Annotated in this window: 19 protein-coding genes and 1 pseudogene; 11 read left to right on the top strand and 9 right to left on the bottom strand. The window is 57.5% G+C overall.

Annotation, left to right across the window (positions count from 1 at the left end; genetic code table 11):
• Window positions 1-5 precede the first annotated feature (5 nt).
• The 3 genes from B060_RS0112050 to B060_RS0112040 all read left to right on the top strand — a co-directional run bounded on the left by B060_RS0112050 (window position 6) and on the right by B060_RS0112040 (window position 5,830).
• Window positions 6-1,640: a tetratricopeptide repeat-containing sulfotransferase family protein gene (locus B060_RS0112050; RefSeq protein ID WP_018082041.1), complete on the top strand. Its 1,635-nt coding sequence runs from the start codon at window positions 6-8 to the stop codon at window positions 1,638-1,640.
• 206 nt (window positions 1,641-1,846) lie between these two features.
• Window positions 1,847-4,408: a TonB-dependent receptor gene (locus tag B060_RS0112045; protein ID WP_018082040.1), complete on the top strand. Its 2,562-nt coding sequence runs from the start codon at window positions 1,847-1,849 to the stop codon at window positions 4,406-4,408.
• Window positions 4,409-4,543: 135 nt separating this feature from the next.
• Window positions 4,544-5,830 carry a NupC/NupG family nucleoside CNT transporter gene (locus B060_RS0112040; RefSeq protein ID WP_018082039.1) on the top strand — a complete coding sequence of 429 codons (1,287 nt, stop codon included), beginning with the start codon at window positions 4,544-4,546 and terminating at the stop codon, window positions 5,828-5,830.
• A 177-nt stretch (window positions 5,831-6,007) separates the two neighbouring features.
• On the opposite strand, the gene B060_RS0112035 is transcribed toward B060_RS0112040, so the two are convergent.
• Complete coding sequence (locus tag B060_RS0112035; RefSeq protein WP_018082038.1) at window positions 6,008-6,460, bottom strand: PaaI family thioesterase; 453 nt, start codon at window positions 6,458-6,460, stop codon at window positions 6,008-6,010.
• Window positions 6,461-6,484: 24 nt separating this feature from the next.
• On the opposite strand from B060_RS0112035, the gene B060_RS0112030 reads away from it, so the two are divergent.
• From B060_RS0112030 to B060_RS26085, 5 genes are all read left to right on the top strand, one after another.
• Window positions 6,485-6,733, top strand: a complete 249-nt coding sequence (locus tag B060_RS0112030; protein WP_018082037.1) for a DUF3253 domain-containing protein — start codon at window positions 6,485-6,487, stop codon at window positions 6,731-6,733.
• A 167-nt stretch (window positions 6,734-6,900) separates the two neighbouring features.
• Window positions 6,901-8,079, top strand: a complete 1,179-nt coding sequence (locus tag B060_RS0112025) for an MlaE family ABC transporter permease (protein ID WP_018082036.1) — start codon at window positions 6,901-6,903, stop codon at window positions 8,077-8,079.
• On the top strand, window positions 8,079-8,867 hold the full coding sequence (locus B060_RS0112020; RefSeq protein WP_018082035.1) for an ABC transporter ATP-binding protein: 789 nt from the start codon (window positions 8,079-8,081) through the stop codon (window positions 8,865-8,867). The genes B060_RS0112025 and B060_RS0112020 overlap by 1 nt, the downstream gene beginning before the upstream one ends.
• Before the next feature lie 4 nt (window positions 8,868-8,871).
• Complete coding sequence (locus B060_RS0112015) at window positions 8,872-9,807, top strand: MlaD family protein (RefSeq protein ID WP_018082034.1); 936 nt, start codon at window positions 8,872-8,874, stop codon at window positions 9,805-9,807.
• The gene (locus tag B060_RS26085) at window positions 9,804-10,493 is read left to right on the top strand and encodes an ABC-type transport auxiliary lipoprotein family protein (RefSeq protein WP_018082033.1); all 690 of its coding nucleotides are present in this window, start codon (window positions 9,804-9,806) and stop codon (window positions 10,491-10,493) included. The genes B060_RS0112015 and B060_RS26085 overlap by 4 nt, the downstream gene beginning before the upstream one ends.
• A gap of 149 nt (window positions 10,494-10,642) precedes the next feature.
• Here the strand turns inward: B060_RS26085 and B060_RS0112005 are convergent, their stop codons facing one another.
• The 6 genes from B060_RS0112005 to B060_RS0111980 form a co-directional block, all read right to left on the bottom strand.
• Window positions 10,643-11,284, bottom strand: a complete 642-nt coding sequence (locus B060_RS0112005) for a 3-oxoacid CoA-transferase subunit B (RefSeq protein WP_018082032.1) — start codon at window positions 11,282-11,284, stop codon at window positions 10,643-10,645.
• Window positions 11,285-12,031, bottom strand: a complete 747-nt coding sequence (locus B060_RS0112000; RefSeq protein WP_018082031.1) for a CoA transferase subunit A — start codon at window positions 12,029-12,031, stop codon at window positions 11,285-11,287. It abuts the gene before it with no gap.
• A 113-nt stretch (window positions 12,032-12,144) separates the two neighbouring features.
• Window positions 12,145-13,368 carry an NAD(P)/FAD-dependent oxidoreductase gene (locus B060_RS0111995; RefSeq protein ID WP_018082030.1) on the bottom strand — a complete coding sequence of 408 codons (1,224 nt, stop codon included), beginning with the start codon at window positions 13,366-13,368 and terminating at the stop codon, window positions 12,145-12,147.
• A gap of 148 nt (window positions 13,369-13,516) precedes the next feature.
• Entirely contained in the window at window positions 13,517-14,443 is a 927-nt protein-coding gene (locus B060_RS0111990) for a bifunctional 5,10-methylenetetrahydrofolate dehydrogenase/5,10-methenyltetrahydrofolate cyclohydrolase (RefSeq protein WP_018082029.1), read from the bottom strand.
• Between the two features lie 15 nt (window positions 14,444-14,458).
• On the bottom strand, window positions 14,459-15,307 hold the full coding sequence (gene hutG / locus B060_RS0111985) for an N-formylglutamate deformylase (protein WP_236621690.1): 849 nt from the start codon (window positions 15,305-15,307) through the stop codon (window positions 14,459-14,461).
• Complete coding sequence (locus B060_RS0111980) at window positions 15,304-16,044, bottom strand: class I SAM-dependent methyltransferase (RefSeq protein ID WP_031221529.1); 741 nt, start codon at window positions 16,042-16,044, stop codon at window positions 15,304-15,306. Before B060_RS0111980 ends, hutG begins: the two co-directional genes overlap by 4 nt.
• Window positions 16,045-16,169: 125 nt before the next feature.
• On the opposite strand from B060_RS0111980, the gene B060_RS0111975 reads away from it, so the two are divergent.
• The 3 genes and pseudogenes from B060_RS0111975 (at window position 16,170) to B060_RS0111965 (ending at window position 20,692) form a co-directional block, all read left to right on the top strand.
• Window positions 16,170-17,990 (top strand): monovalent cation:proton antiporter-2 (CPA2) family protein, encoded by a 1,821-nt coding sequence (locus B060_RS0111975; RefSeq protein ID WP_018082026.1) that lies wholly within the window; start codon window positions 16,170-16,172, stop codon window positions 17,988-17,990.
• Between the two features lie 490 nt (window positions 17,991-18,480).
• Window positions 18,481-18,981 (top strand): annotated as a pseudogene (locus B060_RS24380) (recombinase family protein).
• A 124-nt stretch (window positions 18,982-19,105) separates the two neighbouring features.
• Window positions 19,106-20,692 carry a flagellin gene (locus B060_RS0111965; protein ID WP_018082025.1) on the top strand — a complete coding sequence of 529 codons (1,587 nt, stop codon included), beginning with the start codon at window positions 19,106-19,108 and terminating at the stop codon, window positions 20,690-20,692.
• Between the two features lie 286 nt (window positions 20,693-20,978).
• Here the strand turns inward: B060_RS0111965 and B060_RS0111960 are convergent, their stop codons facing one another.
• On the bottom strand, window positions 20,979-21,413 hold the full coding sequence (locus B060_RS0111960) for a DUF6538 domain-containing protein (RefSeq protein ID WP_157405636.1): 435 nt from the start codon (window positions 21,411-21,413) through the stop codon (window positions 20,979-20,981).
• Between the two features lie 314 nt (window positions 21,414-21,727).
• Window positions 21,728-21,983 (bottom strand): integrase core domain-containing protein (locus B060_RS0111955; protein ID WP_018082023.1); only part of this gene is annotated, 256 nt, incomplete at its 5' end.

The following is a 21,983-nucleotide window of genomic DNA, read 5'->3' as shown; positions in this document are numbered from 1 at the left end:
TCGGCATGTCCCCTTCTTTTGATAGCCCCGAGACGCCCGAACAGATCGCCATCCGTCAGGGCATGCAGAACGCCGACGTCATGAACGCGGCGCTGGCGCTTTACGATAACCGCCTTGAGGTCGCCGAGCCGCTGCTGCGCAAGCACCTCAAAACCGATCCGTTCGATGTGGCCGCCATCCGCATGCTGGCCGAGGTGGCGGCGCGCATCGGGCGCTATCGTGACTCGGAAAACCTGCTGCGCCGCGCCCTGGAACTGGCGCCGACCTTTGGCGCGGCCCGCGCCAATCTGGCCTCGGTGCTCTATAAACAAAACCGCGCGCCGGAGGCCATTGCCGAACTCGATAGCCTGCTTGACGGCGAGTCGGAAAATATCGGCCTCAACAATCTGAAAGCGGCGGCGCTCAGCAGGATTGGTGGTTTCGACGAGGCCATCCAGCTCTATCAGGACGTGGTGGCGAAAGCGCCGAACCAGCCGAAGGTATGGATGAGCCTCGGCCATATGCTCAAGACGGTGGGGCGGCAGGAGGATGGGATCGCCGCCTATCGCAAGGCGCTTGAGCTGACCCCGACTCTTGGCGAGGTGTGGTGGAGTCTGGCCAATCTCAAGACGGTGCGCTTCACGCCGGACGACGTGGCGGCGATGGAAAGCGCGCTCGCCCGCGAGACCTTGCGCGACGAGGATCGCTTCCACCTCGATTTCGCGCTCGGCAAGGCTTACGAAGACCAGAAGGCCTACGCGCAAGCTTTCCGGCATTACGAGGCTGGCAACATGCTTCGGCGGGAGACGATCGACTACAGAGCCGAAGACACCACGGCTTTTGTCGATCGCAGCATCGCCCTGTTTACGCCGGAATTTTTCAAGGCGCGTGAAGGGCAGGGCTGCGACGCCCACGATCCTATCTTTATTCTGGGAATGCCACGCGCCGGCTCCACCCTGGTCGAGCAGATACTTTCCAGCCACAGCCAGATTGAAGGCACCTCGGAACTGCCGGATATTCCGGCTCTGGCGCGCACCTCGAAGGATTATCCCAATCCCGTCGCTGGCCTGACACCGGAACATCTGCGAGACCTCGGCGAAAGCTACCTGGCGCGTACCCGAATCCAGCGCAAGACCGGCCGTCCTTTGTTCATCGACAAGTTGCCGAACAACTGGGCGCATGTGCCCTTTATCCATCTGATCCTGCCCAACGCCATCATCATCGATGCGCGCCGCCATCCGCTCGGCTGCTGTTTCTCGAACTTCAAGCAGCACTTCGCCAAGGGGCAGGCCTTTTCTTACAGTCTGGACGATCTTGGCCGCTATTACGCCGACTATGTGCGGCTGATGAAGCATGTCGATGACGTTCTGCCGGGGCGGGTGCAGCGCGTGCTGTATGAGCGCATGGTGGACGATACCGAGACGGAAGTGCGCGCCCTGCTGGCCGCCTGCGGACTGGAATTTGAGGCGGCAACCCTGCGTTTTCACGAAACCGAACGTGCGGTGCGCACGGCTTCGTCCGAACAGGTGCGCAAGCCGATTTTCCGCGAGGGCACCGAAGGCTGGCAAGGTTTCGAGCCGTGGCTTGGGCCGCTGAAGGCGGCTCTTGGCCCTGTGCTTGAGGCCTATCCTGACGTCTCTCATTTCGCATGTGCGAGATAGCATAACGTAAGGTCAATCTTGCGAAAATATGCGGCATCCCTTTAATTTACTTGGGTGACTGACATTCCGCTCGGGTGTTTGTGGCAAAAAGTGCGGCAATTGCGACACATTTGTGATCTCAATTTTGCGCCGCAACAGATGGCCATTGACGCTTTGAAAGGCGAAGCACAGTCTCGATAGCTTAAACCGACATACGGGGGCTACCTATGAATGCGCGTCGCTTAACCACCACCCTTCTGACGAGCACCATGCTCGCCACGCTGCCAGCCTTCGCTTTCGCTCAAAGTGCGCCCACCACGGTCACCGCAGGTTCGGACTCCGAGGGCATCGAGGTCATCGTCACGGCGCAGAAGCGCTCGCAACGCCTCCAGGATGTGCCGATCAGCATTCAGGTGCTCGGCACCAAGAAGCTGGATGAACTCAACATCTCCAATTTCAACGACTTCGCCGCCCAACTCCCCAGCGTCTCGTTCCAGACCAGTTCGCCGGGCTCGACGAAGGTCTATTTCCGCGGCGTCGCCTCGGGCGGTGATGGCAACCACTCCGGCTCGCTCCCCAGCGTCGGTATCTATCTGGATGAACAGCCGGTCACCACGATCGACGGTGCGCTTGATGTCCACGTCTATGACATCGCCCGCATCGAATCGCTTGCCGGTCCGCAAGGTACGCTCTACGGCGCTTCTTCCGAAGCCGGCACCCTGCGCATCATCACCAACAAGCCGGATATGACCGGCACCTATGGCCGCTTCGACAGCGAAGTGAACAAGGTTACCGATGGCGGGATGGGTGGCCAGTTGGAAGGCATGTTCAACACCCCGATCGGCAGTAAGGCCGCCTTGCGCCTCGTCGGCTGGTATGACCATGACGCCGGGTATATCGACAATATTCCGGGCACCCGCACCTTCCAGGGGTTGCAGATTAAGGATGAGCAAGAAAATATCACGGGTTACCTGCCCGGTATCACGGTCTACAACAATCAGCTCGTCAAGAAGGACTATAACGACACAGACGTTGTTGGTGGTCGCGCCGCGCTGAAAGTTGATCTTGATGACAACTGGACGACGACGGCGACGATCATCGCGCAGGACACCAAGAGCCATGGCACCTATGCCTACGATAGCTCGCTCGGCGATCTGCAGGTCCAGCGCTTCTTTCCCGAAAGTGGCCATGACCGCTTTGCTCAGGCCGCGCTCACCGTTCAGGGCAAGATCGGCAATTTCGACCTGACCTATGCCGGCGCCTATATGGAACGCAAGGTCAATACGCAGTCCGACTATACCGACTACGCCGAGGCTTATGAAGCTTATTATGCTTCTGACGGAGGACTGGCTAACGTTCAGTCTTTTAAGGATAATGATGGCAATACGATAGACCCGCGTCAGACCATTTTCGGCACAGACAAGTTCACCAAGCAGAGCCACGAATTCCGTATCGCGTCACCCACGACCGATCGTCTGCGCTTTGTCGCCGGCGCCTTCTATCAATACCAAACGCACGATATCCTGCAAGACTATCAGGTGCCCAATCTGGGCGTCGATGGATCGGTCAACGGCTGGGAAGGCACGCTCTGGCTGACCAAGCAAAGCCGCATCGACCGCGACGCCGCCATTTTCGGCGAGGTCAGCTTCGACATCACGCCGAAACTGACCCTGACCGCGGGCGGGCGCTCCTTCACCTATGACAATTCGCTGATCGGCTTCTTCGGCTTTGGTAACCCAAATGCTTTAGGTGCCAGCACAGGCGTCCGCCGCTGCTTCACCACCGACACCTATGGCGTCGATAACCCCAAGGATCCGACGGGCACGCTCCTCACCAAAGGAGGTATTGAAGGCACGCCCTGTACCGATCTTGGAGTCCAGAGCGCCGACGGCTCCATCTCGCCCAAGCACGCCAAGGGCAGCGGTTTCTCGCCCAAGGTCAACCTGTCCTGGAAGGCCACACCGAGCCTTATGCTCTACGGCACCTATTCCAAGGGCTTCCGTCCGGGCGGCATCAACCGCCGCGCCAGCGTGCCGAACTACGCACCGGACTATCTGAGCAATGTTGAATTCGGCTGGAAGGCCACCTTGTTCAACAAGACGGTCCACCTCAACGGCGCCCTTTATGATCAGAAGTGGGAGAGCTTCCAGTTCGCCTTCCTGGGTCAGAACAGCTTTACCGAAATCCACAATGGCCCCGATGCAGATATCAAGGGTCTGGAAATGGATCTGGCCTGGGTGCCGATGCAGGGCCTGACCATAGGCGCCAGCGGCGCCCTGACCAACGCCAAGACGACCAGCAATCTCTGCGCCTATGAGGGGGATTCGAACGCGGACTGCTCCGGTACCATCACGACGCACGAAACCCAGTATAAGGATGGCGTCGCCACCGACGTCTACGCCCCTCACGAGGATTCGATCGCCGCGCCCATCGGCACCCGTCTGCCGATCACCCCACAGGTCAAGCTGGCCGCCAACGCCCGCTATAGCTGGGATGTTGGCAAGTACAGCCCCTATTGGCAGATCGACGCCACCTATCAATCCGGCGCCTCGACCGATATTCGTGTCGCCCAGGCAGAGGCGCTTGGTCGCCTGCGAGGATTCAAGGTCGTTAATCTGGCCGTTGGCGTCGAGTGGGACACATGGACGCTGGAGGCTTACCTGCGCAACGCCTTTAATGAACGCGCCGAGTTGTCACGCTATGTCCAGTGCAGCATCTGCTATCAGCGCAACTATATCGTGCCGAACACACCGCAAACCTTCGGGGTGCGCCTCGGTTCGTCGTTCTAGCCTCGTTACACACGTATGATAGGGAGGCGGGTTCCTTGGCGGAGCCCGCCTTTCTGCATAGACACACGGCTGTCACAAATCCTGCACATGCCGTCACTATAGCTTTTTGTTTGTTGCCTGCTCAGGAGTACCTACGTGCCCATCCATTACGGTCTTGAAAACGCGCAGAGCCTGCTGGGGATTGTGGTCATCCTGCTGATCTGCTGGGGACTATCCGAGAACAAGCGCAGGTTTCCCGTTTTCCTGGCTATGGGCGCCATTGGTCTTCAGGTTGTGCTGATCCTGGCCCTGTTCGCCATCCCGCAATCGCACGTGATGCTTGGGGGCATCGCCAACGGCATGACGTCCCTGTCGGCCGCCACCGATCAGGGCATGCAGTTCGTCTTTGGCTATATGGGCGGCGGCGCACAGCCCTATCAGGTGGTCAATGAAGGCGCGTTGTTCGTCTTCGCGCTTCGGGTGTTGCCGCTAATCCTCGTCATTTCGGCGCTGTCGGCCCTGTTGTGGCATATCGGTGTGCTTAAAATTATCATTCGTGGCTTTGGCTATGCTTTTGAAAAGCTGATCGGGCTCGGCGGCGCCACGTCGCTTGGTGTGGCGTCGGGCATCTTCGTCGGCAATGTCGAGAGCCTGATCATCATCAAGGGGTATCTCGACAAGCTGACCCGTTCCGAATTGTTCGTGCTGGTCGTGGTCGGCATGGCCAATGTCGCCGGGTCCACCATGGTAGCCTATGTCCTGATCCTGCAACACGTCCTGCCCAATGCGGCGGGACATATTCTGGCGGCGGCCATCGTCTCAGCGCCGGCGGGTGTGCTGCTGGCGCGTATCATCGTGCCCGACCTGATGAACCACAAGATCGAGAAGCTAGATTACGACAGCGCGCTGAAATATGATTCCGCCATCGACGCCGTGTCGAAAGGCACGGTCGACGGCATGATGGTGGCGGTCAATATCGCTGCTATTCTGATCGTTATGGTAGCGCTTGCGGCGCTCACCAACATGATCCTCAGCGTCATTCCCCCCATCGGCGGCCAGCCGGTGACCATCGAGCGTGCGCTCGGTGTGGCCTTCACGCCACTGGCCTGGCTAATCGGCGTGCCGTGGAACGAAGCGGCCAAGGGCGGCGAGATCCTCGGCATCAAGATGGTGCTGACCGAGTTTGTCGCCTTCCTCAAACTGGCGGCGATTCCCGTGGCCGAGATGACTCCGCGTACGCGTATCCTGCTGACCTACGCCACCTGCGGCTTCGCCAATATCGGCTCGGTCGGCATTACGGTTGCGGGCTTTGGCGCACTTATGCCGGATCGCCGTCCGGAGATCATGACCCTGATCTGGAAAGCGCTGGCGGCGGCGTTCCTGGCGACCTGCCTGTCGGCGGCGATCGTCGGTGCCCTGCCGAATGCGGTGTACGGGCTTTAGATATTAAGACGTGAAGTGATCCACAGATAAGCCAGATAAGCACAGATGCTTTTGTGCATACGACGCCAAGGCTTAAGCGAACCACATATTCAGTCGTCAAATAATGACCGTGAAATCTGTGCTTCTCTGGCTTATCTGTGGACAAACCTTACAGCAGATGCCGCAAACACGAACCTATCAGGCGTCGCCCGAAGGCTTGGAGGCGATACGCGCCATGATGCCGGAATAGCTCAGCAGGATGCGGTCGCCACAGGTCAGTTGGCCGCGGCCAAAGATGACCGACTTGCCGGCGCGGGTGATCTCGCCGGTCGCCACGATGATGTCGCCTTCGCGGCCGGGGCTCTGAAACTGCGAGTCAAGTTGCAGGGTGACCGCGCCGCCATCGCCCAGATGGGGCAGGGCGAAAATGAACAAAGAGGTATCGGCCAGGGTGAGCAGACAGCCGCCGTGCACCGTGCCGCCGCCGTTTAAATGGCGCTTTTCCGCTTTGAAGGCCACTTTGACGTTGGCGGGATCATCGGACTGGTAGTAATAGGGGCCCACAAGGCCGTTGAAGTTTTCGCCTTCGGGCGACAGCACCCAACCCGCGAAATCGCCTTCGGTCACCTTTATCAGCTCACGCTCACTCATCTTGCAACTCCGGAGTAATCACACATGTCTCAGCTTATCGAAGAGACGCTTTTGGGGCTCTTATCGCAGGTGCGAGACGGAGAGTCTATAAGCCCTAACGATGTCGCTAAGGCGGTTAATGCCGAACAGTGGCGCCGCGAATTGCCCAAGGTGCGCGGCGTTATCATCGGCCTGGCGCGTCAGGGCAAGCTGGAAGTGCTGCGCAAGGGCAAGCCGATTGAGCCGGAAGGCTTTAAGGGCGTCTATCGCGTGCGTCTGCCGCAAAAGGCATAATCTCAAAGGCGACACAGATCGTAAGTTCATATCTGTTACCGCCCGTGGCAAAAAGTGAACACTTCCGTACAGTTTTTTTACGTTCACTATTGCCATTTTATCAATATGAAGCCTCTATGATCCGGTAACAGCTACGTTTTTCATGTCTGAGACCTTTGCCGAACTCCATGCCCAAGGCGCCACCATCCGCGATCAAGGCTAAATTTACCCTTACGTTGCCTGAAAAGGGCGACGCGAAGGGCGATTCTATCGCCATTCTGAACCTGACTGGGCAGTGGATCGTCACCCGTCTCGAAGGCGTGTCGTCTCGACTGGTCGCAGCGCTTAAAAAGCATGACAAGGTGCGCATTACGGGTGAGGGGCTTGAGGCCGTGGATACTGCCGGCGCCTTTACCTTGCGACAGGCGGTGGCGGACAAGCTTGACGGCGACATCTTCTCTGACAATGAAAACTACGCCCGCATCTATGCTCTGGTGACGACTTGCAAGGGTGATGTCGATGCCTATGAGCAGGATAACCCGTCAAAACAAAAGTTCTGGCTGCATCCTGTCTATTATGTGCTGGAGCATCTGGGCCGGATCATGTCGGCTTTCGGACGCGGCTTTATCAATCAGTCCGTCTTCATGGGCCACGTCATTACCCTATGGATGCTGTCGATCGTGCGGCCGTCACGCGTTCGCTGGGCCGCGTTGTTCAACATCATGCAGCGTGCCGGGCTTGAATCCCTGCCGATTATCTTCTTTACCAATATGTTCGTCGGCGCGACCCTAGCCTTCCTGTTGGTGCTGACATTGAAACAATTTGGCGCCGCCGTTTTCGCGGTCGATATGGTCGCTATCGGCGTGTTGCGCGAATTTGGTCCGCTGATCGCCGCCGTTCTGATCAGCGGCCGCAGCGCTTCGGCCTTCGCCGCCGAAATCGGTTCGATGAAGATCAATCAGGAAATCGACGCCATGCGCGTCATGGGTATTGATCCTTACGAGGCTCTGGTGCTGCCACGCGTTATCGCGCTCGTGGTGATGATGCCGTTGATTACCTTTGTCGGCATGTTCGCCGGCATGCTGGGCGGTGCCCTGGCCATCTGGGGTTCGCTGGGCAATGGTCCGGCGTTCTTTGTGCAGCGCATGCATGACTATGTGCCGGCGGTCAATCTGTTCGTCGGCATGATCAAGACCCCGTTTCTCGCCATCACCATCGCCGTCGTCGGCTGCCGCATGGGTATGACCGTCAAGGACGATGTCATTTCGCTCGGCCGTCAGGTGACCACGGCGGTTGTGCAGTCGATTTTCCTCGTCTTCATGATCGACGCCATTTTCGCCATGCTCTTTAATGGATTTGTATTCTGATGAAGAGAAAGAACCTCGCCCCGCTGGACAATGAAAGTGACGATCCCATCGTCATCAACGGGCTGAATAACAGCTTCGGCACGAATGTGATCCACGAAAATCTCGACCTGACCGTCAAGCGCGGGCAGGTTCTGGGCATTGTCGGCGGCTCCGGCTCCGGCAAGACCGTTCTGCTCAATTCGATCCTTGGCCTGCAAAAGCCGACGTCGGGCGATATTCGCATTTTCGGCCATAAGCTTTATGAGGGCAGCGAAGAACGGACGCGGCAGATAAAAGCCAAGACCGGTGTGCTGTTCCAGAGCGGCGCTCTGTTTTCGACGTTGAGCGTGGTCGAGAACATCATGACCCCCATCATGGAATTTACCCGTCTGAGCCGGACGGAGGCCCGCGCCATCGCCCTGATGAAGATGTCACTGGCGGGATTGCCATTGCGGGCTGCGGAACTGGCGCCCTCGGAGCTTTCGGGTGGCATGATCAAGCGCACCGCTTTGGCGCGAGCGCTGGCGCTCGATGCGCAGCTTTTGTTTCTCGATGAACCCACCGCCGGCCTCGACCCGATCGGCGCGGCCGCTTTTGATACCCTGATCCGTGAACTCGCGGACAGTCTCGATCTCACCGTCTTCATGATCACGCACGATCTTGATAGTCTCTATGCCATCTGTGACGAAATCGCCGTTCTGGCGGAACGGCACGTGGTGGAAAAGGGCACCGTCGAGGTGCTGGAAAAATCAACCCATCCCTGGATTCATGAGTATTTTCATGGCCCCAGAGGTAGACTCAAGGCTTAAGGTTATGGAACGTCAAGCCCATTATGCTCTCGTCGGCCTGGCCACCTTCGCTCTGGCGTTGGTGTTGCTCGTCTTTGCCTTCTGGTTCATCCAGTTCGATTTCAACAAGAATTTCGGCACCTACGAGGTCGAGTTCAACACACCGGTCGATGGTCTGACCAAGGGTGCCGAGGTCCACTTCAACGGCATCAAGGTCGGCGAAGTGACGAGCCTGCGCCTCGGTAATGCCAACACCCACCAGGTGATCGCTACCGTGCAACTCGACGAGGGCACGCCGGTGCGTGTCGATTCGGTGGCTTCGCTAGAGCCACAAGGCATCACCGGCCTCTATTACATGCAGATATCGCCGGGTTCGGCCAATGCGCCTCTGCTCAAACATGAGCCTAACGCGCCGCCGCCGCTCATCCATTCCGAGGAAAGCGCGCTGTCAAAGCTGCTGTCCGGGTCAGGTTCTGTGATCGAGAATACCTATGAAAGCCTCAACCGCGTCAACCGGCTGCTTTCCGATCAAAACATCAAGACCTTCTCGGACAGCCTGACCAACCTTAAGGACATCACGGCCATGCTTAAGGGCCGTGAACAACTGATCGATGACGCTCACGAAGCCATTATCAGTGCCGGTCAGGCCGCCGATGCGGTGACCAAGCTGGCTAATTCGACCAACGGCGTGGCCTCGGAAAAACTGCCGGAAACCATGGAGCAGATCAATGCGGCGACCAAAAAACTGGCCGATGCCGCTGATCACGTCAGCGCCCTGGCTGACTCGATGAAGGCCCCTGCCGATCAACTCAACACGCAGACACTGCCGGAATTGCAGGAGTCTCTGCGCAATCTCAATGAAGCCTCGTCTTCGGTGCGCTCGCTGGTCGACAGCGTGCAGGCCAGCCCGCAGGGCCTGGTCAATAAACCGGTCGCCAAGGAAAGAAAGGTGAGCCAATGAAAAAGCTCGTAAAAACCCTGATGGTCGCGGGTCTGGCGGTCAGTCTGAGCGGTTGCGTCACTCTGCTTCCCAAGACCAAGCCGGCGCAGCTTTATCGTTTCGGCTATGAGCCGGAATTGGTAGAGCGAAAAGCGCAGACGGCGGTTATGCCGGACAGGTCGCCGCTTGGCGTCATCTTTGGCGGTGTTACCTTCCCGAAGGACAGTGCCGGAGATCAGATCCTGACGGTCGATGGCGCGCAGGCCTCCTACGTGGCCGAGGCGCGCTGGACGACCGGCGCCTCCAGCCTGTTTAGTGATGCTATCACGACTGGATTTGCCCGCACGGCGAAGACGGTGACGCTGGAGCCGCGCGTGCCCACTGCGGCCAACTATCGGATCGACATCAGTGTGCGCAAGTTCGAGACCAGCTATACGCGCAACAAGCCGACCGTATCGATTGCACTCGACGCTCGCCTGATCCGCATTTCCGATCGCGTCGTCGTGGGGCAAAAATTCATCAGCGCCGATGTAGCCGTACGCCGTAACGATATGAATTTGATGGCCGACGGTTATAATCAGGCGACGACGCAGGTCGTGGCGGGGCTGATTGATTTCAGCGAAACCACGCTGGCGCCCTTCGTCGCCGCTCAGCCCCCGGCGCCGAATGTGCCGGCGACCCCGGGCCAGAAGGTCGAAGGACTTTGAGGACGTCTATCCACCGATAAGCCAGATAGCACAGATAAAGAATTGGCGGCCTAGAGGCCGCCTTTTCCATTTTAATTCATGTTCTCTGCACACGAGGACATGCACATATCATCTGTGCTATCTGGCTTATCGGTGGATAAAAATCTTCTTTACAAAGCCACTTCGTATGCTGCCTCGGTCTTTTCGGCGATCTCTTCCAAAGTTACGTCCGGCGCCAGTTCGATCAGCTTCAAGCCTGAGCGGTCGGGCTTGACCTCGAAAACTCCAAGCGTGGTGATGATCAGATTGACGACGCCTGTGCCGGTCAACGGCAGGTCGCACTTTTTCAGTACCTTGGATTCACCGAGCTTGTTGGCGTGGTCCATGACCACGACCACGCGCTTAACGCCGGCCACCAGATCCATAGCGCCGCCCATCCCCTTGACGAGCTTGCCGGGGATCATCCAGTTGGCGATATCGCCGTTTTCTGCCACTTCCATGGCGCCCAGAATGGTCAGGTTGATGTGGCCACCGCGGATCATGGCGAACGAGTCCGCAGAAGAGAAATAGCTCGTCTCATCCAGTTCGGTGATGGTCTGCTTGCCGGCATTGACCAGGTCGGCGTCGATCTCATCCTCGGTCGGGAAGGGGCCCATGCCGAGCATGCCGTTTTCCGATTGCAGCGTGACGGTCATGCCAGCGGGGATATGGTTGGCCACCAGCGTCGGGATGCCGATGCCGAGATTGACATAGAAACCGTCCTTCAGTTCTTTTGCCGCGCGTTCAGCCAGTTGGTCTCTTGTCCAGGGCATTTATGCCTCCTCTTTGGCAGTTTTATTTTGCGCTATCGCTTCGCTGCTTGAGCGCACGGTGCGTTGCTCGATGCGCTTTTCAAACGTGCCCTGCACGATGCGATCGACATAGATGCCGGGGGTATGGATGGTGTCGGGATCGAGCGCGCCGACCGGCACGATTTCCTCGACCTCGGCGATGCAGACCTTGCCGGCCGTCGCCATCATCGGGTTGAAATTGCGCGCCGTCTTGCGGTAGACCAGATTACCGCGGGCATCGCCCTTCCACGCCTTGATGATGGACAGATCAGCTGTCAGGCCGGTTTCCAGCACGTAATCACGATCACCGAAGCGCTTGATCTCCTTGCCCGCGGCGACGATCGTGCCGACGCCCGTAGCGGTGTAGAAGCCTGGTATGCCAGCGCCGCCGGCGCGTATGCGCTCAGCCAGAGTGCCTTGCGGATTGAATTCCAGTTCCAGTTCGCCGGCGAGATATTGCCGCTCGAACTCCTTGTTTTCACCGACGTAAGAACTGATCATTTTTTTGATTTGGTGCGTGGTCAGCAACTGACCAAGGCCGAAGCCATCAACGCCGGCATTGTTGGAGATAACGGTCAGGCCGGTGACCCCGGAACCGCGCAGGGCCGCGATCAGGTTTTCCGGGATGCCGCACAGGCCGAAGCCACCGGACATGACGGTCATGCCGTCGAAGGCTAAACCTTCGAGGGCGGTTTTGGCGTCGGGGAAGACTTTGGGGGAACTGGGCATGGAATCCTCTGGCTGAGGGTTGTTTCTGCCTCTGACCTAAGCGCAAACCGCAAGTAATGTCACCTCAATTTTGTGCAGTGCGACAGTCTGGCGCTGGTGTTATTTCTACCTAACTATTTCTGCAAGAAAGGTTTCAGTGAAACCTCCGGATCAGCGATGGTGTCGTCTAGTGCGATGCCCTTGGCGATCAAAAGCTTGGCGGCCATGAAATCAGCCGGCCTGCTGACGCATTCGGCGGTCATCAGTCGGCCATCGCCGTCAAGGTGGTAGACGCTGAAGGCACCACTGGCCGGGTCGCCGCGAACCAGATCGCGGCAATCCGGGCGCAGCAGGCCGGCGATTTGCAGCTTGAACTCATATTGATCCGACCAGAACCATGGCGTCTCAACGATCGGTGGCTTGTAGCCGGTGATCGCGGCGGCGGCCTGTTTGGCCTGTTCTAGCGCATTTGGAACGCTCTCCAGTCGGAAGCGGCCGTCATAGGTGGGCAGGGTGCGCGAAGTAACGTCACCTATGGCAAAGATGTGCGCGTCGCTGGTGCGGGCTTGTTCGTCCACAATAATCCCATTGGCGGTGGCAAGGCCAGCCAGAGCGGCCAGATCGTCATTGGCCAATGCGCCAATGCCTACGAGCAGCAAGTCAAATTCGTGGGTGCGGCCATCGGCCAGATGCACCACCTTGCGGTCACCCTGACCGAGGGACAGTTCGGTGACGCTAGCCTCGGTGATGATGCCGACGCCGCGCCCTTTGTGCATATCGGTGAAGAAGTCTGACAGGGTTTGTGAGGCGACGCGCGCCAGGATGCGGCTTTCGCGCTCGAATACGGTGACTTCGCAATCTAGATAGCGAGCGGAGGCGGCGACTTCGAGCCCGACGTAGCCTGCGCCGATCAAACCAATGCGATGACCTGGCCGCAGGGCGTTTTTGAGCGCTTCTGCGTCATCGAGCGTGCGTAGCAGATGGTGCGGCACCCGATCGGCGCCGGGCACGGCGAAGGGGCGAGCCTTGGAGCCGGTGGCGATGATCAGGTGATCATAGGAAATGTGTTCGCCGTTCAGCAGGGTGACGGTCTTGCCGGCGGGATCGATGGTGACAGCTTGGGTATCCGTGCGGACGGTCATGCCTTGATCGGCATAAAAGGAATCGCCGCGCAGATAGAGATCATCGAGCGAGGCGTCGCCCTTGAGCCAGGCCTTGGATAAAGGCGGGCGCTGATAGGGCAGGTAGGGTTCGGCGCCGATCAGGGTGATCGGTCCGGTGTGGCCGTACTGACGTAAAGTACCTGCGACCGCTCCGCCGGCGTGACCGGCGCCAATGATGACAACGCTTTGAGACATGTGTGGTATCCAGAAGAAGCACCTCACCCCAACCCTCTCCCCGGAAGCGGGGCGAGGAGATTATCATGTCCTTTTCCCTGTTTTGCCTGCCGCCGAGGCCGGGGAGAGGGGGGCGAAGGCCGGGCGAGGGGCCTTCATAGCAAAAACTTTAAACGCCTTCAGGCACCGGGAAGTGATTTTGCAGGCAGAAGGCCTTGATCGTGTTGTTGAGCAGGCAGGCGATAGTCATGGGCCCCACACCCTTCGGCACCGGCGTGATGGCTAGGGCGCGGTCCTTCGCGCCATCGAAATCGACATCGCCGACCAGCTTACCCTTGCCATCGAGTTCGATGCGATTGATGCCGACATCGATCACATAGGCACCGTCCTTCACCCAGTCACCGGCGATGAACTTCGGCCGGCCGACGGCGGCCACCAGGATATCGGCGGCGCGGCAGACTTCGGCCAGATCTTTCGTCTTCGAGTGCGCTATGGTGACAGTGCAGTCCTGGTTCAGCAGCAGTTGCGCCATGGGCTTGCCGACAATGTTCGAGCGACCGACGATGACCGCGTTCTTGCCAGCCAGCGTATCGCCATGGGCCAGCGCCGCGTCCTTCAGAAGCATCAGCGAGCCCAGTGGCGTGCAGGGCACGATGCCATCGAGGCCCACAGCCAGCTTGCCGGCATTGATAACGTGGAAACCGTCGACGTCCTTGTCAGGGTTGATAGCGTCGATCACCTTAAGCGACGACATATGCTTCGGCAGGGGGAGTTGCACAAGAATGCCGTTGACGACATTGTCTCGGTTCAGGTCGTCGATCAGTTTCAGCAGTTCGTCTTCGGAGGTGGTATCGGGCAGGCGGACGGTGCGCGATTCCATGCCGATCGCCTGGGTCATCTCGCCCTTTGACTTGACATAGACCTGGCTGGCGGGATCGTCACCGACGATGACAACGACGAGGCATGGCGTCTGGCCATGGGCCTCTTTCAGATTGGTAACATGGACGGCCAGACGGTCGCGCAGGCTCTTGGCGTAACCGGCACCATCGATAATGTTGCCGCGCTCGGCGGTTTTCTGGTGGAAGGGAGCACTCATCGGGACACCTGCAATTTAAAGGGCCGCCACAAGCGCCTCAACGAGCGGGCGCAGGGTATGACACAAAGGGGCGGCGATGCGGGCGTCATACAGGTGCGGCGTGGTGGAGTCCAGATAAGTGTCCTGAACAATTTCAATCTGCAGGGCCTGAATTTGTGGTGACACGGCCCCGTAGTGCCGCGTGGTGTAGCCGCCCTTGAAGCGACCATCGAGGATATGACTGTAGACTTTTGTTTTTGATCGCCAATCCTCCAGCGCCTTCAAGGTGTCGCCACGCATGGTCTGGCCGGAATTGGTGCCGAAGTTGAGATCGGGCAGGCGCCCCTCGAACAGGCTGGGGATCACGCCGCGGATCGAATGGGCGTCGATCAGAAGCGCCTTGCCATGACGTGCAACCGCGGCTTCGAGCGCAGCCTTGAGCTGGTCATGATAGGGCTGCCAGAAGTGGTCGCGCCGATCAACAACCTCGGCGGCGCAAGGGTTATGGCCTTCGGGGTAGATCGGGTTTTGGTCGAAGTCGCTGATGGGGCAGAGGCCGGTCTCGAATTTGCCGGGATAGAGATTGTTGCCAGCCGGATCACGATTGAGATCGATGACATAGCGCGAATGGGTGGCGAAAAGCGTCGTGGCGCCGAGGTCTTTGGCAAAATCGAACAGGCGATGGACGTGGAAATCGGTTTCGCGCACGGCCCGGCCGGTGTCGTTCAGCTTTGCGGCAATATCAGGCGGAATGTAGGTGCCGACATGCGGCGCGGCGATGACGAGCGGCGACGTGCCTTCGTGAAAGGCAAAGACGGGATGGTCCGTGGTCTGATGGTCAGAGGGCATGGTTTCAGTTGAACCTATGCCGGCGCGAACTGTCAAGCCGTGACTTCGCCAGCCCTCACCATCAGTGGCCAAGTGAGAGTGCGAGGTTGCTCCGGATCGCCCCACAGCGCTTGCAGAACGGGCGCGTAACCATCGATCGGGTTGTCGCCGGTGTCTTTTTCCATGCGTACCGTGGCCGACCAACTACGGAAATAGCCGAGCAGGCGGTTCAGGTCCCATTGCGCGGTCATGGCGAAGTCGGGCACGGGCAGGGCGACGAAAGGGAAGGTCAGGTTGGCGTAGCCATTCTCGACGTCGTGGCGTTGCGGCGGCCAGTAGGGACCAACGATATCGTTATGCAGATGCGCCACCGCCTGGGTGAGATCGTCATCATCGGTCGTAAGCAGGCCATAGCTCCAGACGGCGATGACGCCCTCCGGCTTGAGCACGCGCTTGACCTCGGCATAGAAGGCGTCAAGATTGAACCAGTGCAGGGCCTGTGCCACGGTCACCAGATCGGCCGAGGCATCTACCAGGCCGCTCATGTCGTCAACCCTGCAGGTGATATGCGGATGCTGAGGCGCGGACTTGAGTTGTTCGGCGCTGATATCGGTGGCCTGCACGCGCTGAAAACGCTCAGCCAAGGCTAATGACGCCTGTCCCGACCCGGCGCCGGCGTCCCAGACCTGATCGCACGCCGGTGTCAGGGTGGCCAGCCAATCGAAAAGCGCCGCCGGATAGGTCGGGCGGGCTTCGGCATACTGTCGGGCGACGGTGGAAAAATGGTCGGTCATGACAGGCTGATTAAGCGCCGCGATCCTGACGCGGTCAAGGGCGCCTTTGCGAAAGGGTATATCTTGCCTTGCCATATGGGGCTTCGTACCTAGATACTGCCTCTTGAAGATTCTGAGGGCGCATCATGGACATTCATCTCTTACTCAATGTGTTTGTGTTCCTGCTGGCGGGCTGTCTCGTCGTGCCGCTGGCGCAGCGCTTCAAACTCGGTTCCGTGTTGGGCTACCTGATCGCCGGCGTTATCATCGGGCCCTTCGTGCTGGGCCTGATCGGCGACGCTGACAAGGTGATGCACTTCGCCGAATTCGGGGTCATCATGATGATGTTCCTGATCGGTATGGAACTCGAGCCAGCCATTCTGTGGCGTCTGCGCCGGCAGATTGTCGGCTTAGGCGGCCTGCAGGTGACGGTGACGGCTTTGGCGCTGATGGTGGTAGGCATTGTGCTAGGCCACGGCTGGCAGGCTTCGCTGGCCATCGGCATGGCGCTGGCGCTGTCCTCGACCGCGTTGGTCATGCAGATGCTCAACGAAAAAAACCTGACCCATTCGGTGGTTGGCGAAACGTCTTTCTCGATCCTGTTGTTTCAGGATATCGCCGTCATCCCTATCCTCATCATCATCCCCATTCTGGCCACCACGCTCAATTTCGGGGTTATGCCGGTCGTGGAGGGGGCGGAAAGCGCCAGTCTGATCGCTCACTGGCCGGCCTGGTTGCAGCCGATCGCCGTCATCGCCGTCATCGCCGCGGTCATCCTGGCTGGCAATTATCTGTCGCGCTATGTCTTTCAGGCCATCGCCCGCGCTAATCTGCGCGAGGTCTTCACCGCTGTTTCACTGGCCCTGGTGTTCGGCGTGACCATCCTGATGGAACTGGTGGGCGTCTCGCCGGCGCTCGGCGCTTTTATTGCCGGCGTTGTGCTGGCCAACTCCGAATACCGCCGCACCATCGAATCCGATATCGAACCCTTCAAGGGGCTGTTGCTTGGCCTGTTCTTCATCTCGGTCGGGATGGGGATGGACTTCACCGAATTTACCCATCACCCGCTCGGATTGGTGGGCGCGGTGATCGGGCTTATGCTGATCAAGGGTGTCATCCTGTATGGCCTTGGTCAGATATTCAAGCTCGATAGCGCGCCCGCCATGGGGCTAGCGCTCGGTTTGTCACAAGGCGGGGAGTTTGCCTTTGTTCTTCTGCAACTGATCGGCGGATTGAAGATCATCGATCCGCACGCGCAGAAGTTCCTTGTGCTGGTGGTGGCGCTTTCCATCGCCGCCACGCCGATCCTGACCACTTTGTTCTCCAGGTTTATCCTGCCGCGTTTCATGAGCGCCTTACCGGAGCGCGATTACGATGTCATCAACGAGCATAACCCGGTGATCATCGCCGGCTTTGGCCGTTTCGGGCAGATCGTCGGTCGTTTTATGCTGTCGCAGGGGCTCAAGGTGACGGTTCTGGAGAAGAACCCCGATCAGGTCGAGCTGCTGCGCCGCTTTGGCTCAAAGGGCTATTTCGGTGACGCCACGCGCTTGGATCTGTTGCGTTCGGCCGGTTTGGCGGAAGCGCGCATGCTGGTGGTGGCGGTCGATGACGCTGAAAGCGCGGTTGAGATCGTCAAGCTGAGCAAGCTGCACTTCCCGAAGCTGCTGGTCTATGCACGGGCGAGAAACCGCCGTCACGCCTATGAACTTCACAAGGCCGGCGTCGACTATTACCACCGCGAAACGCTCGATTCTTCACTCACCCTGGCGCGCGACGCCATGGTCGCCATGGGCTATGCCAAGGCCGTTATCGAGCGCAAGGCCAAGAAGTTCCGCGCGCACGACATTCAGACTCTGCGCCGTTCGTTCGAGTTTTTCGAAAGTGAGCCGGATATGATCAACTTCGCCAAGCTGTCCCGGGAGGAACTGGAAGGCATCCTGAAGGAAGACCAGCAGGAGTCTTGAAGACTTCGGGGAATAAAAGGCGACGGTGGACTCGGCGGGTGCGCTTTTGGTTGTGATTGTCAGCTTGGCTTTGGGGGGCATTTGGGCATTAATTTCAATGGTGTTCTTTCGACGAATGGTCTGTTCAATCAACCACGGCAGGCCCATTCTGTCGAAGAATCGTGGACGCTTTGTTGAGCGTTGGCCACTCCACGCAGCCCCTTGAAGGCGGCTGTGAGCCCTCTGTGGCCATGTTGAGCGCTTGGGCTACAGCGAGACGGCACGGTCATTGAGACCCTTCCTGTCCGTCCTAAGCCATGCCAGATAGGCTCGTTGACGGTGGCCTTCCATGCGGTGTGGCTCGCCGTGTATAATACCGGCCGCATTTAAGTCCCTTTGTTTGCAAACGGAATTCAGTAGCCATCCATTCTAACAAATGCCAGCGCAATGACAGCGCTTCGCGTTCTGAAGACGCCAGTAAAAAAAGCAAAAGCTCAAGCTTGCTACCTCTATGCAGATGGATGCACTGGCCGAGTTCGGCATTGATCCAGAGAACATCTATCAGGATGTGGCGTCGGGTGAGAAGGATGATCGACCTGCCTTGCTGGCCTGTCTCAAAGCTCTGCGTGAAGGCGACACCTAAGTTGTCTGGAAGCTCGACCGTCTCGGCCGAGACCTGCGCCATCTGGTGAACACCGTGCATGATCTGGCCAACCGAGGGATCGGCCTCAAGGTATTGGCAGGTCATGGGGCCGAGATCGATACGACGACCGCATCAGGCAAGCTCATCTTTGGAATCTTCGCCAGCCTTGCGGGCTTCGAGCGCGAACTGATCCGAGAAAGGACGATGGCGGGGCTGGCGGCTGCTCGTGCGCGTGGTCGTAGCGGCGGCAGGAAGTTCACCATGAGACCTGCCAAGCTGCGGCTGGCACAACCATCGATGGGCAAGCCTGAGACCATCGTTGGTGATCTGTGCAAAGAGATCGGCGTCTCGCGTCAGACCTTGTATTGATGCGATGAAGAATGTCCGCCCTCGCAGGTGGTGGCGGTGCAGATGGAGGTTGCAATTTCGTATTTCGGACGTGTAACCATTTACCCGAATAGCGAGATTTGATTCGGGCAAAATTCATTCGTAGATGGCTTCTATCCTAACCAACAAGAACGCGATGCAGGCAGTTCAAATATTGAACGCCAATAATCGTGACTTGCAAGAGGCGCAAAATCGCATTTCCACAGGGCAGAAGATATCAAGCGCGAAGGACGATGGTGCGGCATATGCGATAGCACAAAATATTCGCGGTGATATCGGTTCATGGAAGGCGGTAAACGACAGCCTGAACCGTGGCAAAAGCCTACTGGACGTCACCGCTGCTGCGACCGAAAACATCAGCGATTTGCTGGTGCGGATGAAAGAAATAGCAGTCTCGCTCAATGATAGTTCGTTGGATGCTACATCGCATAACGCCTTGATGAACGATCTTAATGCGCTTGGAAAACAAATAGGCAGCGCAGTTGATAATGCCACCTTCAACGGCCAAAATCTTATGAAGCCAGAGATGGGAACCGCGCAGACGCTATCTGGTTCTTCGACAGGCTACCAAAAAAGCATTAGTTATTCCGCGACAATCAGTGGGCCTCCGAGCATGGTCACCTATGATTACAGCGTGCATAATTACCTTCGCTATGCTCGCGATTATATGGCTGCGGATCACGATAGGGCTTCTACGGCTACAAAAGCTGACGTGGAAACCTACTTCAATTCATTGGGCTATTCGACGGCGCAGGCGGACTACTATTTCGATAAAATAGATGGTGATGCCGATGGCAATCTGACGACGACTGAAAGGGACGCTTTCTTCAAGGAGCCAACCATGGCGTCGCTCGATGCGAACTCCAGCAGTGGTGTCGATCAATCCGAATTTGAAAACTGGTATACTGGCGTTGGCGGTTCGACTGCTCAGGCAGACGGCGTCTTTGCCAACATCGACACTGACGCAGACGGCAATGTGACCGTTGCTGAGCGCGACTCATATTACGCGCTCGCACGCAGTTTCCCCAATCCTTCCGAAGTCGTTACTGCTCAAATCAACATGACGGGTGATTGGTATAATGATTCAAAAAGTATCTCTGTGCGTGCTCCGAACAATGGCTCTGATCAGATATATAATCAGCAGTCTTCATATGGTTCAGTATCACAAGGATACATGGGGGAAGGGCAGGCAAATACTGGAAGTTTTACCGTAAATTTTAACGCAACGGCTAACGTAACACCCGTTTCAAATCCCATGCCCGATAATTATGGCGTAGCGTTGACAAGCATTACGATCACGCCCTTTAAAAACTATAGTGTGGATCTTCTTTCTAATCCAGCGGGCGGTAATTTTACTCTATTCAAGCAACCGATGACAACACAGTGGTTGGGGCTAAACAATTTAAATAACCTGAGTCCGCAAGCGATCTTAGATAGCGTCGATAGCGCAATAAGCAGGGTTTCCACTTACGCGGGATATTTTGGGTCGCAACAGAATGCAATCGACCAGATGCTTACTCAGAACAATAAGCTCTCTGATAGCCTGACTAAAGGGGTCGGCAATTTGGTTGACGCTGATATGGGCAAAGAGAGTGCCAATTTGCAGGCCGCGCAGGTAAAGGCGCAACTGGCGACACAGACACTTTCTATGGCAAATCAAGAGCCAGACTGGATTTTGAAGCTATTTAAGTAGGTGTGTCAGGTTCAAGGAGGTATATGCTATTTTATCAATAGCTTGCTTCAATGACCTCGTGTTGTATCCTCTGCCATAATTAGATGCGATTTCAGCGTCCTTGCCATTAGCCGATGTCCACCCACCTAAAGCCAGTCCGATTTCATGGTCAAGGTTGGCGTCCCGAATTGCGTCTCTGAAGCAGTGTCTAAATGAGTGGAATGATGTTTTGTCGCGCGCCGCGCCGCACTTAATCAAGAAGCGCGTAAACCATTTCGAGAATGGGTCACTGTAATAGCCTGTCGCGCTAATCGACAGTTCTGGAAACAGCTTGATGTGAGTCCTGCCTTTCAATTGCGCCGATGACTTTGTCACGCCCCAGAACCGCCTCTGACAGTTCGACGGCGTTCCAATAGCCAGAAACGGCCTTGCCTGACCTATTCTTGGTCGGGTCTTTCAGGAAGACCTCACAAAGCTCCCGTAGGGACTTGCCTGTTGGCTCGGGTTTGAAGCTCGAAGGCGTCGCCAGCGCGACTGGCGCAATGCCTTCAACGGCCTTCCCCTCGGCTTCAAGCAGCCATTGCTCAAATTCAGCGGATACAATTCGAGCCTTCCTGACGGCCTCCGCCATTCGACCAGTTTTGAGAGACCGTCGAAATTCCGTCTTGCCGACGATGGCTTGCAGCGATTTAGGGACGTTGAGCCGAACGTAATAGGACTTGCCTCTGGAAATGATTCCCATCCGTCTCGATCTCACAGGGGAGGATCGGGGAAGTCTTTCGGTCTGAACAGCCTTCTCAGATCGTTGACCAAACAGCTTCACAAGTCGTTTTTTAGAACGTGAAAGATCGTCCGATATCGGATCATTTTTGATGGTGGATTCTGCATGATCCGATTCTCGTGGTGGACGCATAGAATCGGCACAGTGAATCGGCACAGTTAGGAAGCTGCTAGTTGCTGATTTTATTGAGAAAATATGGCTTTCGAGACCATCAAATCGGCACACTTCACCCGCACAACTGTCCTGTGTAGTTGCCCCCTAATTCCCGGACAGGATCAGGTTTTCGATTGCATGGCTCTGAACTCTCTCGGTGAGAGATAGCGCAAAGCCTTGTGGGGGTGAAGTTCATTATAGTGCTCAAACCATTTTGGTAGATTATCGATGACGGTTTGAGCGTCGGGCAGCGGGTTTACTTTGACATAATCGCGCTTGAACGTCTTTACGAAGGCCTCCGCCATGCCATTGGATTCAGGACTTCTGACGGGCGTTGAGCGTTGCTCCAGCCCGATATCCTTTAGCAATGTCTTGGTG

Origin of the sequence: Asticcacaulis benevestitus DSM 16100 = ATCC BAA-896, assembly GCF_000376105.1 — a bacterium.
GTDB lineage: Bacteria > Pseudomonadota > Alphaproteobacteria > Caulobacterales > Caulobacteraceae > Asticcacaulis > Asticcacaulis benevestitus.
Note: the sequence above shows the minus strand (reverse complement) of the source record. Positions and strands in the feature narration are given on the sequence as shown.

Bases quoted from the DNA above. Each gene is read 5' to 3' on its own strand.
- B060_RS0112015 (WP_018082034.1), top strand. From the start codon at position 8,872: ATGGAACGTCAAGCCCATTATGCTCTCGTCGGCCTGGCCACCTTCGCT.
- B060_RS0112020 (WP_018082035.1), top strand. From the start codon at position 8,079: ATGAAGAGAAAGAACCTCGCCCCGCTGGACAATGAAAGTGACGATCCC.
- B060_RS0112005 (WP_018082032.1), bottom strand. From the start codon at position 11,284: ATGCCCTGGACAAGAGACCAACTGGCTGAACGCGCGGCAAAAGAACTG.
- B060_RS0112000 (WP_018082031.1), bottom strand. From the start codon at position 12,031: ATGCCCAGTTCCCCCAAAGTCTTCCCCGACGCCAAAACCGCCCTCGAA.
- B060_RS0111995 (WP_018082030.1), bottom strand. From the start codon at position 13,368: ATGTCTCAAAGCGTTGTCATCATTGGCGCCGGTCACGCCGGCGGAGCG.
- B060_RS0111980 (WP_031221529.1), bottom strand. From the start codon at position 16,044: ATGACCGACCATTTTTCCACCGTCGCCCGACAGTATGCCGAAGCCCGC.
- B060_RS0112025 (WP_018082036.1), top strand. From the start codon at position 6,901: ATGCCCAAGGCGCCACCATCCGCGATCAAGGCTAAATTTACCCTTACG.
- B060_RS0112035 (WP_018082038.1), bottom strand. From the start codon at position 6,460: ATGAGTGAGCGTGAGCTGATAAAGGTGACCGAAGGCGATTTCGCGGGT.
- B060_RS0112050 (WP_018082041.1), top strand. From the start codon at position 6: ATGTCCCCTTCTTTTGATAGCCCCGAGACGCCCGAACAGATCGCCATC.
- B060_RS0112030 (WP_018082037.1), top strand. From the start codon at position 6,485: ATGTCTCAGCTTATCGAAGAGACGCTTTTGGGGCTCTTATCGCAGGTG.
- B060_RS0111960 (WP_157405636.1), bottom strand. From the start codon at position 21,413: ATGGGAATCATTTCCAGAGGCAAGTCCTATTACGTTCGGCTCAACGTC.
- B060_RS0112045 (WP_018082040.1), top strand. From the start codon at position 1,847: ATGAATGCGCGTCGCTTAACCACCACCCTTCTGACGAGCACCATGCTC.
- B060_RS0111965 (WP_018082025.1), top strand. From the start codon at position 19,106: ATGGCTTCTATCCTAACCAACAAGAACGCGATGCAGGCAGTTCAAATA.
- B060_RS26085 (WP_018082033.1), top strand. From the start codon at position 9,804: ATGAAAAAGCTCGTAAAAACCCTGATGGTCGCGGGTCTGGCGGTCAGT.
- B060_RS0111990 (WP_018082029.1), bottom strand. From the start codon at position 14,443: ATGAGTGCTCCCTTCCACCAGAAAACCGCCGAGCGCGGCAACATTATC.
- B060_RS0111975 (WP_018082026.1), top strand. From the start codon at position 16,170: ATGGACATTCATCTCTTACTCAATGTGTTTGTGTTCCTGCTGGCGGGC.